Origin of the sequence: Hydrocarboniphaga sp., from assembly GCF_028291725.1 — a bacterium.
Classification (GTDB): Bacteria; Pseudomonadota; Gammaproteobacteria; order Nevskiales; family Nevskiaceae; genus Hydrocarboniphaga.
In genome coordinates, this window is the sequence record NZ_JAQGNT010000002.1 from 174,584 (window position 1) to 189,197 (window position 14,614).

The 14,614-nt window shown below is 62.5% G+C and carries 12 protein-coding genes; 6 read left to right on the plus strand and 6 right to left on the minus strand.

Annotation, left to right across the window (positions count from 1 at the left end; genetic code table 11):
- Positions 1-23: 23 nt before the first annotated feature.
- The 4 genes from JWQ90_RS00900 to JWQ90_RS00915 are packed head-to-tail and all read right to left on the minus strand — an operon-like array spanning position 24 to position 5,280.
- Complete coding sequence (locus JWQ90_RS00900; RefSeq protein WP_299687933.1) at positions 24-1,178, minus strand: acyl-CoA dehydrogenase family protein; 1,155 nt, start codon at positions 1,176-1,178, stop codon at positions 24-26.
- Between the two features lie 12 nt (positions 1,179-1,190).
- A complete protein-coding gene (locus JWQ90_RS00905; protein ID WP_299687935.1) occupies positions 1,191-3,365 on the minus strand; it encodes a 3-hydroxyacyl-CoA dehydrogenase NAD-binding domain-containing protein in 2,175 nt (724 codons plus the stop codon).
- A gap of 14 nt (positions 3,366-3,379) precedes the next feature.
- Positions 3,380-4,582: an acetyl-CoA C-acetyltransferase gene (locus JWQ90_RS00910; protein WP_299687937.1), complete on the minus strand. Its 1,203-nt coding sequence runs from the start codon at positions 4,580-4,582 to the stop codon at positions 3,380-3,382.
- Positions 4,583-4,626: 44 nt separating this feature from the next.
- Positions 4,627-5,280, minus strand: coding sequence for a TetR/AcrR family transcriptional regulator (locus JWQ90_RS00915; RefSeq protein WP_299687940.1), 654 nt, complete (start codon positions 5,278-5,280; stop codon positions 4,627-4,629).
- A gap of 87 nt (positions 5,281-5,367) precedes the next feature.
- Between JWQ90_RS00915 and JWQ90_RS00920 the strand changes: the two genes are divergently transcribed.
- The 5 genes from JWQ90_RS00920 to JWQ90_RS00940 all read left to right on the plus strand — a co-directional run bounded on the left by JWQ90_RS00920 (position 5,368) and on the right by JWQ90_RS00940 (position 10,487).
- Positions 5,368-6,135: an enoyl-CoA hydratase/isomerase family protein gene (locus JWQ90_RS00920; protein ID WP_299687942.1), complete on the plus strand. Its 768-nt coding sequence runs from the start codon at positions 5,368-5,370 to the stop codon at positions 6,133-6,135.
- 1 nt (position 6,136) lies between these two features.
- Positions 6,137-7,228, plus strand: coding sequence for a phosphotransferase family protein (locus tag JWQ90_RS00925; RefSeq protein ID WP_299687945.1), 1,092 nt, complete (start codon positions 6,137-6,139; stop codon positions 7,226-7,228).
- 10 nt (positions 7,229-7,238) lie between these two features.
- The gene (locus JWQ90_RS00930; protein WP_299687948.1) at positions 7,239-8,420 is read left to right on the plus strand and encodes an acyl-CoA dehydrogenase family protein; all 1,182 of its coding nucleotides are present in this window, start codon (positions 7,239-7,241) and stop codon (positions 8,418-8,420) included.
- Positions 8,417-9,190, plus strand: coding sequence for an SDR family NAD(P)-dependent oxidoreductase (locus JWQ90_RS00935; RefSeq protein WP_299687951.1), 774 nt, complete (start codon positions 8,417-8,419; stop codon positions 9,188-9,190). The genes JWQ90_RS00930 and JWQ90_RS00935 overlap by 4 nt, the downstream gene beginning before the upstream one ends.
- An 829-nt stretch (positions 9,191-10,019) precedes the next feature.
- The gene (locus JWQ90_RS00940; protein ID WP_299687954.1) at positions 10,020-10,487 is read left to right on the plus strand and encodes a nuclear transport factor 2 family protein; all 468 of its coding nucleotides are present in this window, start codon (positions 10,020-10,022) and stop codon (positions 10,485-10,487) included.
- Between the two features lie 94 nt (positions 10,488-10,581).
- On the opposite strand, the gene JWQ90_RS00945 is transcribed toward JWQ90_RS00940, so the two are convergent.
- A complete protein-coding gene (locus JWQ90_RS00945; RefSeq protein WP_299687957.1) occupies positions 10,582-11,571 on the minus strand; it encodes a hypothetical protein in 990 nt (329 codons plus the stop codon).
- Positions 11,572-11,689: 118 nt separating this feature from the next.
- On the opposite strand from JWQ90_RS00945, the gene JWQ90_RS00950 reads away from it, so the two are divergent.
- On the plus strand, positions 11,690-12,784 hold the full coding sequence (locus JWQ90_RS00950) for a phosphotransferase family protein (RefSeq protein WP_299687960.1): 1,095 nt from the start codon (positions 11,690-11,692) through the stop codon (positions 12,782-12,784).
- 145 nt (positions 12,785-12,929) lie between these two features.
- Here JWQ90_RS00950 and JWQ90_RS00955 read toward each other — a convergent pair whose 3' ends face one another.
- A complete protein-coding gene (locus JWQ90_RS00955) occupies positions 12,930-14,333 on the minus strand; it encodes an FAD-dependent oxidoreductase (protein ID WP_299687962.1) in 1,404 nt (467 codons plus the stop codon).
- Positions 14,334-14,614: the final 281 nt, after the last annotated feature.

Sequence of the window (14,614 nt, forward strand, 5' to 3'; positions counted from 1 at the left end):
TACTTCTTCGCTCATAGGGATGCTCACATCTTGCGTTCGTCGAGTCCCAGACCTCGGGCGATGATCTCTTTCATGATTTCACTGGTGCCCGCGAAGATGCGCGTCACGCGTGCGTCCTGGTACATGCGGCAGATGCGGTACTCCTCCATGTAGCCAGCGCCGCCGTGCAGTTGCACGCATTCGTCGAGCACGCGGCCTTCGAGTTCGCTGGCCAGCAGCTTGGCCTGCGACGCCACTTCGGCCGTCAGCTCGCTGCTGTTGGCCAACATCACGCACTGGTCGACAAAGCACTGCACCGCATCGATCTGCGCGCGCATCTCGGCCATCTTGAAGCGCGTGTTCTGCAGCGCGCCGATCGGCTTGCCGAAGGCCTTGCGCTGCTTGACGAAATCCAGCGTCAGATCGAAGCCGAGCTGTGCCTGCGTGACACAGGCGATCGCGACTTGCAGGCGTTCGATCGCCAGAAACTGCGCCATGTAGGTGAAGCCGCGCGCCGGGTCAGCGAGCAGATTCGCCTTCGGAACCTTGACATCCTCGAAGAACAGCTCGGCAGTATCCTGCGCGTGCTGGCCCATCTTTTTCAGCTTGCGTCCGCGCTTGAAGCCTTCCATGCCGGCCTCCACCACGAACAGGCCGATGCCGTAACGGCTGTCCGGTACCGTGCGCGCCGCGACAACAACCAGATCGGCCTGGATGCCGTTGGAGATATAAGTCTTCGACCCATTGAGCAACCAGTGATCGCCCTTGTCCTCCGCACGCGACTTCATGCCGGCGAGATCGGAGCCCGCGGCAGGCTCAGTCATCGCAATCGCCAGGATTTTCTCGCCGCTGACGCATCCCGGCAGAAACCGCTGCTTCTGCTCGGGAGTTCCGAGCTTGGCGATGTAGGGCGCGACGATCATGCCGTGCAGGTTGGCGTAGAAGCCGACCTCGCCAAAGCGGATGTTTTCCTCGTAGACGATCTGCTCGTAGCGATGATCGCCATTGCCGGCACCGCCGTATTCCTCGTCGGCCCACATTAGCAGATAGCCTTGCTCGCCCATCTTGCGGAAGGCCTCGCGGTCGACGAAACCCTGCTCGCGCCAGCGCTCGCCGTGCGGGCCGATCTCGGCCTGGTAGAACTTGCGTGCCGAGTCGCGGAACAGCTCGTGCTCGGGCTCGAAGATCATGCGCTTCATCTCGCGCTCTCCTCAGGCGGCCTTAGGCTGTGCTGAGAGCTTGGGATAGAAACCCTGCTCTTTTTGTGCGCGCGCCTTAAGCCAGGCCGATGGCTGAAATCGGGGACCGTAGGCCGCGGCGAAGCGCTCACAATCGGCGACGAATCGCTGAATGCCGACGGTGTCGACGTAGCTCAGCGTACCTCCGGTCCATTGCGGATAGCCGATTCCGAACACCGCGCCGATGTCGGCGTCGGCCGGATCGGTGATCACGCCCTCTTCGAGGCAGCGCGCGGCTTCAAGCGCCTGAATCGTGAGGAAGCGTATGCGCAGTTCCTCAGCAGCGGGCTGTTCCGCCTTCGGTGGGAAGTGCTCCTTTAGACCGGGCCACAGGAATTTCTTGCCGCCGTCTTTCGGATACTCGTAGAAGCCACCCGCGTAGCGTCGGCCCTTGCGATCGAGCCGGATCAGCTTCTCGATCGCCGGCGCCGCCGCGTTGCGCAGGTACTGCTCGGCCAAGCCGTCGGTGCGCGCCTGCTGGATGATCTTCCAGGACAGCTCCTGGCTCACTTCATCGAACTGCGCAAGCGGACCGACCGGCATGCCGGCCATCTTCGCGGCGTTCTCGATCAACGCGGGCTCCACCCCTTCGAGCAGCATGCAGGCGCCCTCGTCGATGAAGGTTGCGAACACCCGCGAGGTGTAGAACCCGGGACCGTCGTTGACCACGATCGGCGTCTTCTTCATCTGCGCGGCGAAATCCAGCGCCTTGGCCAAGGTCTCCTGGCCGGTGTGCTCGCCCATGATCACTTCGAGCAGCGGCATGCGATCCACCGGCGAGAAGAAATGCAAGCCGATGAACTGCGCCGGTCGCTTCGAGGCCTTCGACAGGCCCGTGATCGGCAGCGTCGAGGTGTTGCTGGCGAAGATCGCGGTGAATGGGATCACCGCCTCGGCCTTCTGCGTGACATCCTTCTTGACCTCGCGGCTTTCGAAGACGGCCTCGACCACGAGATCGCAGCCTTCGAGCTTTGCGTAATCCGTCGTCGGCGTGATGCGCGCGAGCAGGGCTGCGGATCTCTCGGGCGTCGTCGCGTTCTTCTGCAGCGCCTTGGCCAGCATTTTCTCGGAATAGGCCTTGCCGTTGTCGGCCGCGGCCTGGGTCGCGTCGATCAGCACCACCTCAATGCCGGCCTGCGCCGCCACGTAGGCAATGCCGGCGCCCATCATGCCGGCGCCGAGCACGCCCAGCTTCTTCACCTGCGATTTCGGAACTTCCCTGGGCCGGCGCCCGAGCTTGTCGGCGATGCCCTTGTTCACGAACATGGTGCGCATGAGGTTGCGCGCCACCGGGCCCGACAGCAGCTTGCCGAAATACTTGGATTCGACACGCAGGCCGGTGTCGAATCCGGTGATGGTGCCCTCAAAGACCGCGGACATGATAGCCAGTGGCGCCGGCACGTTCTCACCGTACTGCCGGCGAATCTGCGCGACACCACCCATGAAGACCTGGTTGGCGAACGGCGCCGTGGGGCCAGCGCCGCCCGGCACGACGAATCCCTTGCGGTCCCAAGGCTGCTGCGCGGCGGGATTCGCCAGCACCCAGGCGCGCGCCTTGGCCGCGATCTCGTCCACCGGTGCGAGCGCATGCACGATGCCGAGCTTGAGCGCGTCGGTCGGCTTGGCCGGCGCACCCGTGAGCATCATCTGCAGAGCCGGCGCGACGCCGATCAGTCGCGGCAGACGCTGAGTACCGCCGCCACCCGGCAACAGGCCGACGGTGACTTCAGGCAGGCCGACCACGGCCTTGGGATCATCCGCAAGTACGCGGTAATGGCAGGCCAGCGCCAGTTCCAGGCCGCCGCCGAGCGCCAGCCCCGGCAGCGCCGCGGCGAAGGGCTTGCCGCCGGTTTCCATCGCGCGCGTGGTCTTGTGGAAGGCCTGCATGTCGGCGGCGGCCTGCGCCGCGGTCATGCCGTTGTCGTAGGCGTTGACGAAGTCCTTGAGATCGGCGCCCGCGACGAACTGGCCGGGCTTGGCGGAGGTGAGCACCGCGCCCTTGATCGTGGCATCGCTCAGCACGGCTCTCACCGCGGTGTCGAACTCGTTCAGCAACTCTGGCGTGAGCACGTTCATGGGCCGGCCAGCGAGATCGATGCTGATCAGCGCGATGCCGTCGTCGCCGACTGCGAGAGTCAGGTTGTTCATGGTGAATCTCCGGATCAGACGCGTTCGATGACGGTGGCGGTGGCCATGCCGGCCGCGGCGCACAGCGTGACGAGGCCGGTGGAAAGATCGCGGCGCTCCAACTCGTCGAGCACCGTGCCGAGGATCATCGCGCCGGTGGCGCCCAGCGGATGCCCCAGCGCGATGGAGCCGCCATTGACGTTGGTCTGCTCATGGCTGATGCCCATGTCGCGCATAAAGCGCAGCGCCACCGCGGCGAAGGCCTCGTTGATCTCGTAGAGATCAATGTCCTTGGGCGTCATGCCCAGTTTCTTCAGCAACTGATGGCTGCAGGGACCCGGACCGGTGAGCATGATCGTGGGCTCGGAACCGATGGAACGAAAACCACGAATCTTCGCGCGGGCCTTCAGTCCCGCAGCCTTGCCGAAAGCTTCGTTGCCGATCAGCACCGCGGACGCACCATCGACGATGCCCGAGGAGTTGCCGCCGGTGTGCACGTGGGAGATGCTTTCCACACGCGGATAGCGATGCAGGGCCACCGCGTCGAAGCCCTGTTCACCGGACATGGCGAACGCGGGTTTGAGTTTGGCCAGATCGGCCAGTGTGGTGCCGGGCCGCAGATGTTCATCGCGCGCGAGCGCCACTTCGCCCAGCACGTCGCGCACCGGCACCACTGAACGCTGGAAGCTGCCGCGATCCCAAGCCTGCGCCGCACGCCGCTGCGATTCGACGGCGAAGCGGTCGACGTCTGCGCGCGAGTAGCCGTCGAGCGTCGCGATCAGATCGGCGCCGATGCCCTGTGGCGCGTAGTAGCTCTTCCAAGTGGTCTGCGGATCGTTGTACCAGGCGCCGCTGTCCGAGCCCATGGCAACACGCGACATCGATTCCACGCCGCCCGCGACGATCGCCTGCGCCTCGCCCGATTTCACCAGCGCCGCACCGAGATTCACCGCCTCCAGCGCAGAAGCGCAGAAGCGATTGATCTGCTGGCCGGCGACGCTCTCCGCATAGCCGGCGCAGATCGCCGCCACTCGCGCCACGTTGGCGCCCTGCTCGCCCACCGGCGACACGCAACCCAGGATCACGTCCTCCACCAGTGCGGTGTCCAGGTTGTTGCGGTCGCGCAGCGCGCCGAGCATCTGCGCAGCAAGCTGGATCGGCGTGATCTCGTGGAGTCCGCCGTCGCTGCGGCCCCTGCCGCGCGGTGTGCGGACCGCGTCGTAAATGTAGGCTTCCATCATCGTCTCCTGCGGCCGGTTCACCGGCTCACTGTAGTGTGGATTCAGCGCTCGCCGCTCTGTCTTAACGCGCGCGGGACTTCTTTCTTGAACAGTTCGTGCAGCTCGCGAATAGCAATCTTGGGATTGGTCAGCCAGCGATAGATCAGACCATCCACCGCCGCGCAGAACAGTTCCGCGAACAGCGAGGCGTCGATCTTGGGGCTCACGCTGCCGGCTTTCTTGCCGTCCTCGATCCAGCGCTGCACGTCGCGCCGCTGCGCCTTGTGCGCCTTGGCAACATTCGCCTGGAACTCCGAACCGGGATCGATGCTGGCATAACGCAGCAGGTACATCGCCCGCATCTCGTCGGGTTCTTCCGCAATGAATCCATACAGCGCGTCGATCACGCACACCAGCGCGTCGGCGCCGTTGCGATCACCCACCGCCTGTTGCACGCGACGAATCCAGTCGGCCATGGCGACGTCGTGCACCTGAGCGAGCAGGCGCGCCTTGCTGCCGTAGCGATGCGTGACCAGCCCGCGCGAATAACCCGCCCGCTCGCCGATCGCGGCGAGCGTGGTGCCGGCGATCCCGCACTCCACGATCAAGGCGATCGCAGCCTGCATCATCCGCTGGTCGGACAGGGCCGTGCGTTCTTCCTGCTTACGTCGGACAGGTAGCGATTCGACCATGGAATATTTACTTGTTGGCAGCACGCAACTTATACTCCGGCCCACTCGTCGTCAACTCACTGCCAAACCAAAGCTCCGTCAGCGGGCACACGACGAGGCTTGAGGAGAACCATGTCCGAGCCCGTCGTCGTCGAACGTCGCGATCATCTGGCGATTGTCACCATGAACCTGCCCAGGCGCCGCAACGCACTGGTGCCCGAGCTGTACCTGGCCCTTGCACGCACCCTGGCCGAACTGCAGGACGAACCCAAGCTGCTTGTACTGGTGTTGTCCGGCGGCAAGCACTTCTGTGCCGGCGGCGACCTGGGCGGCCTGGACGACCCGGCACTAAGCATGCGCCGTGCGATGCAAATGGGCAGCCGCATCGTGCGTACGCTGATCAGCGGCCGGTTACCCGTCGTGGCCGCGGTCGAGGGCAATGCCTACGGCGCGGGCTTTTCGATCGCGATGGCCTGCGACTTCGTCGTGGTCGATGAGGCATCCACGTTCTGCGCATCGTTCGGACGAGTCGGCCTGCAGCCCGATTACGGGCTCATGTGGACGCTGCCGCAGCGCGTGGGGATCGGCATGGCGCGCGAGATCCTGATGTTCTGCGAACCGATCCGTGGCGAGCAGGCGAAGGAGCTGAAGCTGGCCGATCGGCTGGCGCCTGTCGGCACCGTACTCGACACCGCCGTCGCACTCGCCCGGCGGCTCGCGCAGCTGGCGCCCAGTACCCTTGCCACCACCAAAGCCATACTTTCGAGGTCGCCGATGTCGCTCGACACTATGCTCGCCTGGGAGGCGGACACGCAGTCGCTGCTGCTGCACAGCGAGGATTTCGCCGAAGGAGTGAAAGCGTTCGGCGAACGCCGCGATCCGCATTTCACGGGGCGCTGACATGAACACCGCAATCGAGGTGGAAAGCCCGCAGCTGCGCAGCGCGCAGGACAGCGTCGCGCAGGACTGGACCAGGCTCGCGAGCTACCTCGCCACGCAGGGTTTGAGCTTTGACCCCGAACCCGCGCCGCGCCAATTCGCGGGCGGCTTCGCCAACCTCAACTACCTGGTTCGGATCGACGGCATCAAGGCTGTGCTGCGTCGTCCGCCGATGGGTCCGCTGCCGCCCGGCGCTTACGACATGGGCCGCGAATCTAAAATTCTTTCAAGGCTGCATGAGCAATTTCCACTGGCCCCGCGCGCACTGCACCTGTGCCCGGCTGCCAACATACTTGGCGCGCCGTTCCAGATCACCGAGTACCGCCGCGGCATCTCGATCCGCGACACGTTGCCGCCGCCGTTTGCCGGCGATGCCGCTGTTGGCCGTCAGCTTGGCGCGACCATGATCGACGTGCTGAGCCAGTTGCATCGGGTGAATCCCGTCGATGCCGGCCTTGAAGATCTGGGCAAGCCGCAGCGCTTTCTGGAACGCGCGGTGGAAGGCTGGATCAAGCGTTCGAACCTTGCAGTGCAGGGGTGGGCAACGCCGCGCACACTGGCGCTGATCGACGAACTTTCCGCGTGGATGCGCACCAACAGCGTGCCCGACGGCGCGGCCGTGCTGCTGCACAACGACTTCAAGCTCGACAACATCCTGCTCGACCCGGCGACGCTCGCGCCGGTTGCCGTGCTCGACTGGGACCAGGGCACACGCGGCGACGGTCTGTTCGATCTCGCTACGCTGTTGAGTTACTGGACCGAGCCCAGCGACCCGGACTTCATGCACCAATTGCAGCAGATGCCGACCGCGCAGCCGGGCTTCCCCACCCGGCTCGAAGCGGCGCAGGCTTACGCGGCATCGACAGGCCGCGATCTGTCTGGCTTCCGCTTTCATCGCGTGGTCGCGCAGTTCAAGACCGCGATCATTTTTGCACAGCTCTATGCACGCTGGCATGCAGGCGCAACGAAGGAAGACCGTTTCGCCTTGCTGGGCGGTCTCGCCGAAGGCCTGCTTGAATTCGCGCTCGATATCTCTGCGGGTCGGCGCTTCTGAAAGGACAATCATGGACTTCTCGCTTTCCCCCAAACTGCTCGACCTACAGCAGCGCACACGCCAATTCATCGCTGACGAGGTGATCCCGCTCGAAAACGATGCGCGTCAGACGGGCCACGGCCCCAAGGAATCGCTGCGCGCCGAACTCGTTGCGCGCGCGCGCAAGGCCGGCCTGCTGACTCCGCATGCGTCGACCGAGCTTGGCGGCATGGGCCTCACGCATATCGAGAAGGCGATCGTCTTCGAAGAGGCTGGCTACTCGCCGCTCGGGCCCGTAGCGATGAACATCCACGCGCCCGACGAAGGCAACATCCATCTCATGGAAGTGGTCGCGACGCCGTCGCAGAAGGAGCGCTGGCTGCGGCCCCTGATCGAGGGCCACATCCGCTCCTGCTTCGCGATGACCGAACCTGCGCCCGGTGCTGGCGCCGATCCTTCGATGCTAATGACCACGGCGGTCAAGGACAGAGACGACTACATTATTAACGGCAGAAAATGGTTCATCACGGGCGCCGAGGGCGCGAGCTTCACGATCATCATGGCGAAGATGGAAGATGGTTCGGCGACGATGTTTCTAGCCGACATGGATCAGCCCGGCATCCAGCTGGAACGGCTGATGGATTCGCTCGACTCCTGCTTCGCTGGTGGCCATGGCGTACTGCACTTCGAGAACCTCCGCGTACCGGCTAGCGATGTGCTCGGCGAACTCGGCAAGGGCTTCCGCTATGCGCAGATCCGCCTCGCGCCTGCGCGCCTGACGCACTGCATGCGCTGGCTAGGCCAGGCGCGCCGCGCGCACGACGTTGCGCTCGACTACGCACGCAAGCGCCGCGCCTTCGGCAAGACTCTAGGCGAGCACGAAGGTGTCGGCTTTCAGCTCGCCAACAACGAAATGGACCTGCACAGCGCCCGTCTCAACATCCTGCACACAGCCTGGGTACTCGACCAGGGCGGCCAGGGCAACATCGAGTCAAGCATGTCGAAAGTGATCGTGTCCGAAGCGGTGTGGCGCATCGTCGATCGCTGCGTACAGACGCTCGGCGGCCAGGGCGTGATGGGCGAAACCATCGTGATGCGTATTTTTAAAGACATCCGCGCTTTCCGGATCTACGACGGCCCCAGCGAAGTGCATCGCTGGAGCATCGCCAGAAAAATTCTTGGCAAGCCGGAGCGTGAGGGAGCGCATTCATGAGCGACGCACAGCTATTTGACCTGGCCGGCAAGGTCGCGCTGGTGACCGGCGCGTCTAGCGGCCTGGGCCGGCATTTCGCGTTGACGCTATCGCGAGCGGGAGCGAGTGTCGCGGTCGCCGCGCGGCGCGCCGACAAACTTGCGGAACTGGTCGCCGAAATCGAATCCTCCGGCAACAGGGCGGTCGCCGTCGCCATGGACGTTGCGGACCGCGCCAGCGTGAGCGCGGCACTCGACTCGATAACAGCGCGACTCGGCGTTGTTGATGTACTCGTCAACAACGCCGGCGTCAGCGATACCAAGCGTCCGCTGGACTACACCGACGCGGACTGGGTTAGCATCGTCGGTACCAATCTCACCGGTGCCTGGATCGTCGCGCAGGAAACCGCACGTCGCATGGTCGCCGCGAGCAAGGCCGGCAGCATCGTTAACATCACGTCGATTCTCGCCAACCGCGTCGCCGGCGGCGTGGGTCCGTACTGCGCCTCCAAGGCCGGGCTCAAGCACCTGACGCAGGCACTCGCCCTGGAAATGGCCCACAATGGGATCCGCGTCAACAGTCTGGCGCCGGGGTACGTGGCGACCGAACTCAATCGTGAATTTCTTGAAAGCGATGCGGGCGAAAGGCTGAGGGCGCGCATACCCGCTCGCCGCTTTGGTGACTATGCAAATCTCGATGGCCCCTTGCTCCTGCTCGTCTCAAAGGCCGGCGCTTACATGACCGGTAGCGAGATCGTCGTCGACGGCGGGCACCTTTGCAGTTCACTGTAGCGCCGATCTAGTGCGCCGTTTATCTCTCTATTGAGTTCAGAGATTCCCTAGCAGCCTGTCGGGCTTGGCAAGATCTACTGCGGCATCGGCCCGCTGCGCCCAAACTGCGGGCGCCCTCGTCAAATATGACTCACTAGTCTCCTCAGTCGCCCGCAGCTTGGACACAGCGGGCCAAACCCTCGCTACGATCTCCCAAGCCCGACAGGCTGCTAGAAAAAATCATAAAGAATAAAGCCCGATACACATTCGTGACCAGCGAACTACCCCGGTTTCCCAGAGACTCGCGGGTGTGAGTCACGCCGCTTTGGCGTACTCGGGGATTTGCGAATAGTAGGCGGCTATCGACACTTACTGCACCCTGGTCCAATGGACGTCCCTTTATAATCGACCACTGTTTGGTTATAGTTTGGCCCTAGCCCACTAGGCATCGCCATGACCACTGATAGATCAATCCTATGGGTACGAGTCGCAGCTCTTGCCTTGTTCGCTGCCCCGGCGGCGAGCGCTATCTGGGCACAAGCCCAAGTACCGCTCTTCTTCGAGGGCTTCCAGCAGTTTGCAGCGGCGGTAAAGCAACCGTGGATTGCGATGACGGTGTGCGACCTGTTTACGGGATTCGCCTGTATGTCACTCTGGATTCTTTACCGTGAACGGCGTCTGTGGGTCTCGTTAGCGCTTATAGGGAGCCTTTGGTTTTTCGGAAACATGGTCGTAGCGGCCTACGTTCTAGCGTTGACCTTTATTCCCGGGGTAACTCTACAGCGCATTCTGCTGGGTCGCGCCGCCCCCGTGGCGATGGGGAACAATTTCTAACGTCAGGAGAGATAACATGAAAATATCGGATATCGACGTAAAAACGCGTTTGGACCTGCTCGATCTACCGCAAAAGGCTGCTGATGCAGTGATCTGGAGAAATGCTGACCAATACGCAGATTGCTTTACCGTCGATGCAGTTTGGGATCCAAGGCCGCTGGGTCCGTCCGCCATCGATGGCGGTCGCGACAAAATTCGAGAGGCCTTCACTCAGTTTTGGTCCGGGCTGGACTATGCGCTGCAAGGCATCTTGTCTGTTCGCATTATCGCGTTCGACGGCAAAGAGGCGAAGCTCAGGACCTATCTCATGGAATACGGTAGGGCCAAAGGAAGTGATCAGGCTCCCATGGGTTTCGGAATGTACGAGGACCTCTGCGTGATCGAGGACGGCCAGTGGCGCATGCGGCTGCACAAATTGACGCCACTGTATTTTGGCTCGTCCGACTGGCTCAATCCGATGTTCCTGAATTGTCCGCCAGCCTAGATATTTTGTCGTAGCGATCCACTTGGGCGTTTGCCAAGAAATCCAGCACGGATTCTGCGGTCCGAAGGGGTCGCAGAAGACGGCGCAAGGCTGATCAGCGACAGATTGTTCCCTGTGCGGATCCCACTCCGACTTCGCCGTCCCATGTCGACAGAATCTGCATCTCCCAGTAGGCCAGTTTGACGGCGTCGAAGCCGCCGACAGCGCCGATCACTTCTTCCGCCGGTGACGTTAACGAGAACGGGATTCCCCGACCGGTGTATCGCACACAGATCCGGATCTTACCGAGTTCGCTGTTGAGCACGTAGTCCATCGATTCCTTGCCTTTGAGCAGGTCCAGGTGAAACGGCGGATCTTCGACTTTCAGCGGGTAGATCTTGCCGTCAACGGCGAGCGCCCCTTCGCAATGGGCATACACGCCCTCGGGTGTGCGTCCGGTGATGAACCAGAATGCACGACGACTGGGAAACACACCCAAGACAATCTGCGACTCGCCCATCCGCTTGTAGTTGCGCGGGCCGTAGGAGTGGTCCCGGTAGCCCGCACCCGTGAATGTGAGTTCGCGACCGCCAAAGCGCAACACCCCCTTGCTGCGGTAGGCCTGCTCATCGTGACTGCTCATCATCGCTTCCTGCTTCTGCAGGTTCTGGCTGTCCAGCGACCAGACCGGAGCGATGGCATCCAATTCGAACTCGACAAACAAGGGCTCGACGATTCCGTCGCGCAATTCCGACTTCCACAGATCCGCTTGCAGTACGCGCTGCGCCGCCGCGTCGAACCGTAACGCCCAGCGGCGCCCCGGCTCCAGGCATCTGACGTTCAATCCAGCGGGTCCCGGACCCGCGTCATCCGCCTGGCGCCCGAAGCTTTTCGTCACCAGCGCTTCGCCGTTGTCCAACAACAGGACCAGCATAGCCTTCCAGATACCTGGGTCGGCTACCTGCCGCTGGTAGTGGATATAGAGGTCGAAGCGATGGTCGTCGGGGTAGACCCAGAACGCGTAGCTCTCGCTCCAGAACGGAATGCCGGCCGGGATGCTCTTTCTTGGCAGATCGTCTGCGTATTCCAATTCGTTCATTGCCATGCTTTGGTCATCCTGCGCCGCGGTTCACGATTCTGTTTTATAATCAATCATTGTTTGATACTTCGCAATGGCCATCGGAAGCGACCATCACCGTGACCCTTTTCCTTCGAGATATTTTATGACCGAGCCCATCACCAACCTTCCGCATAAGCTGCCCGCCGGCATCCACGCCGGCCCTCCTCCTCGCCAGGATGACTCGGATGGATTTCGCAAACGATTGCTCTGGTGGTTTCGGCAGCGACTTCCGCAAACGGATATCCAGATCGCGCACCTGGAGGTTCCGAAGAGCAACGGTTACTCCAATGAAACCACTTTCGTCGACCTCGCGATCGCCGGGACCACGGAGCGCTACGTTCTTCGGCGGGCGCCCCTGCGTGATCCAATCTTCCTCGGCTTCGACCTCTCGATCGAGCGCCGAACGATGCAGGCCTTGGCCAAGGCGTCGACAGCGCCGGTTGCAGAGGTCCGTTGGTTCGAGGAAGACGTCTCGATTCTCGGCGCGTCCTTCTTCGTAATGCGTCACGTCGACGGGCGAGTCCCCTCCGACAATCCCCCCTACTCCGCGGCAGGGTCCGGCTGGATCGCGGACGCCACGGCCAGGCAGCGAGAACAACTCTGGTGGAACGGCTTGCAGACCCTGTCTGCTGTGCATCGCGTCGACTGGAAGGCAACCGGCCTGCAGACGCCCAATGCGAGCGGTGCCGGTCCTCTCTCGCGTGATCTTGAAGCATTCGACGCGCTGTACCGACGGGGTTGCGCCGGTCACTACCGCGCGATCCTCGATGAGGCTCATGAGTTCCTCAGCGACCGATTGCCAGTAGAGCCGGAGGTGCGCCTGTGCTGGGGCGACGCGCGCCTCGGCAACCTGATGTTCCGCGACTGGACCTGCGTCGCCGTTCTCGATTGGGAAATGTCGTCGATCGGCATGCCGGAAAAGGATCTGGCCTGGTGGCTGCTGATGGATCGCTATTTTCACGAGGGCATCGGAATCCCGCGCATGGCCGGATGGCCAACCCACGAGGAGACGCTGCGCCAGTACGCCGCGTGGGTGGGCCGGCCGCTGAAAGATCTTCCGTACTACACGGTCTTCGCCGCTTACCGCTCACTGGTCATTTATGCCCGCTTCGTGGCACTCGGACTCATGCCCACGGTGCCTTCCGACTTGCAGCCCAGCGCGAGGCTGCTGCGTAGAGCGCTGGACGACGCGCGCTAAGCCGCCGAGACAGACTGGCGCAGCCGCGTCGATGAATCAGAATGTGGTGAGTTTCGCATCGAGTCCGATGAGCAAGCCTCGGAGCACCGGCATTCCTGAAGCAGGTCAATCGTTAGTTGAGCCGCTGTCGGGATTTTCGGGGCGCTCAATGCTTGACTGTCGAGTTGGCAGCATTTCTTCCAGCAACCCGCCCGAACACCAATGCATTGGCGATGGCGTTGCCGCCGCCAATGTAAAGCTCACCCATGCTCGCCGCCGTTTCGCCAGCCGCGTACAGGCCGGGGATCGGCCGATCAGATGAATCCAGCGCCTGCGCTTCGCGGTCAATCCGGACACCGGTAAAAGTGCCCGCCAGGATTGCCGGCCGGATTTCGGCGGCGTAAAACGGGGGGGTGCGCAATGGACGAAGTTCGCCGGGGCTCTTTCCGTACCGCGTATCGGTGCCTGCGTCGCAGTCACTGTTGTAGGACTCGACGGTGCTCGCCAATACCGCGCCATCAATGCCAGCGCGGCCCGCGAGTTCCTCAAGGCTCTGCGCCCGAATGATGCGTCCTTCGTCTGCCAAGATCGCGATGTTGTCGGCGGTCCAGCTCTGGTCCATCAGGCCGGCGTACATTTTGTTGGCGGCGGCCGCTTTGCGAGATGTTTCGTCGAAGATGGCGAAGCAGGTCTTGCCTGGCTGATCCATCACAGAACGGGCCACGAGTCCGTAGGGGCTGAACTCGCGCACGAAGCGCCGGCCGCTGCGATTGACGAAAACCAGCCAGTCCGGATGGAACAGCTCGTTTCCGCGGATGAAGCCATGCGTCAGCCCAATCAATCCCCGATTATGGTTTCCAATTGCGGCGCCGACCTCCTTGGCCATATTGAGGCCATCACCCATCGAGAACTCGTTGCCGATGTACCAGAGCCAATCGCCTGCGGCGGCGGCAACCTCTGGATAGAACTCCTTGACGAGGTCCATGTTGTTGCCGAACCCGCCACACGCCAGAACTACTGCTCCGGCCTTGACTTCATAGTCCTCCCCTCGCACCCCGCAAACCCTTCCCGCTTCGCCCTTCACCAACCCCACCACGCGAGTGCTGCAAACGATTTCAACTGAGCGCTCCGATGCATGACGCTCCAGAAGCTCAATCAGACCTTCCCCCCTTCCCTCAAACCGATGGCTCCGACGAACTCCGGGCGGCTCTGCCCCTCCCTGATAGAGGCGCTGATGATCGAACCTGCCGCCAAGCGCCTGCAGCCATTGAATCAGCGGGGCCGAATCGTCGCAAAACCGTCGCAAGAGTGAGGCATCCTGACGGTTCTGACTCAGCGCTGAGCTATATGCAAACATCGCATCGGCAGTGTCAACGACTCCGCCCTCCTTCTGAATTTCTGTACCCGCAGCGTAGATCACCCCTGACGACAAGGCGGTCGAACCCCCGACGCGCTTGCCGCACTCGAGGAGCAGGACTTTGGCACCGGCGGTTGCAGCCTCAATCGCCGCGGAGAACCCGGCGGCGCCAGCGCCGACGACAATGACATCATAGTCATGCTGCTGGTCCATGGATCACCTCAGATATAGGCGCTGTAATCGAGGGATGGCACTTTATCAAACAGTGATTGTTATAACAAACCATTCAGTAGCCTGTTATTCAGTAGCCTTTTGTTGGGCACCCTATCCAGGCGGGCTTATTCGACGGGGCCGAACCGAGCGCAGCAACCCGATTGCGACCACCGCATACGCCTTTTTGTCAATGATCGAGTTACCTCTGCCATGCCCCGCGACTGGTCGCAGGTTCGGCGACGAAGATATCCGTCGTCCGGGATATCTGGTACTCGCGACGA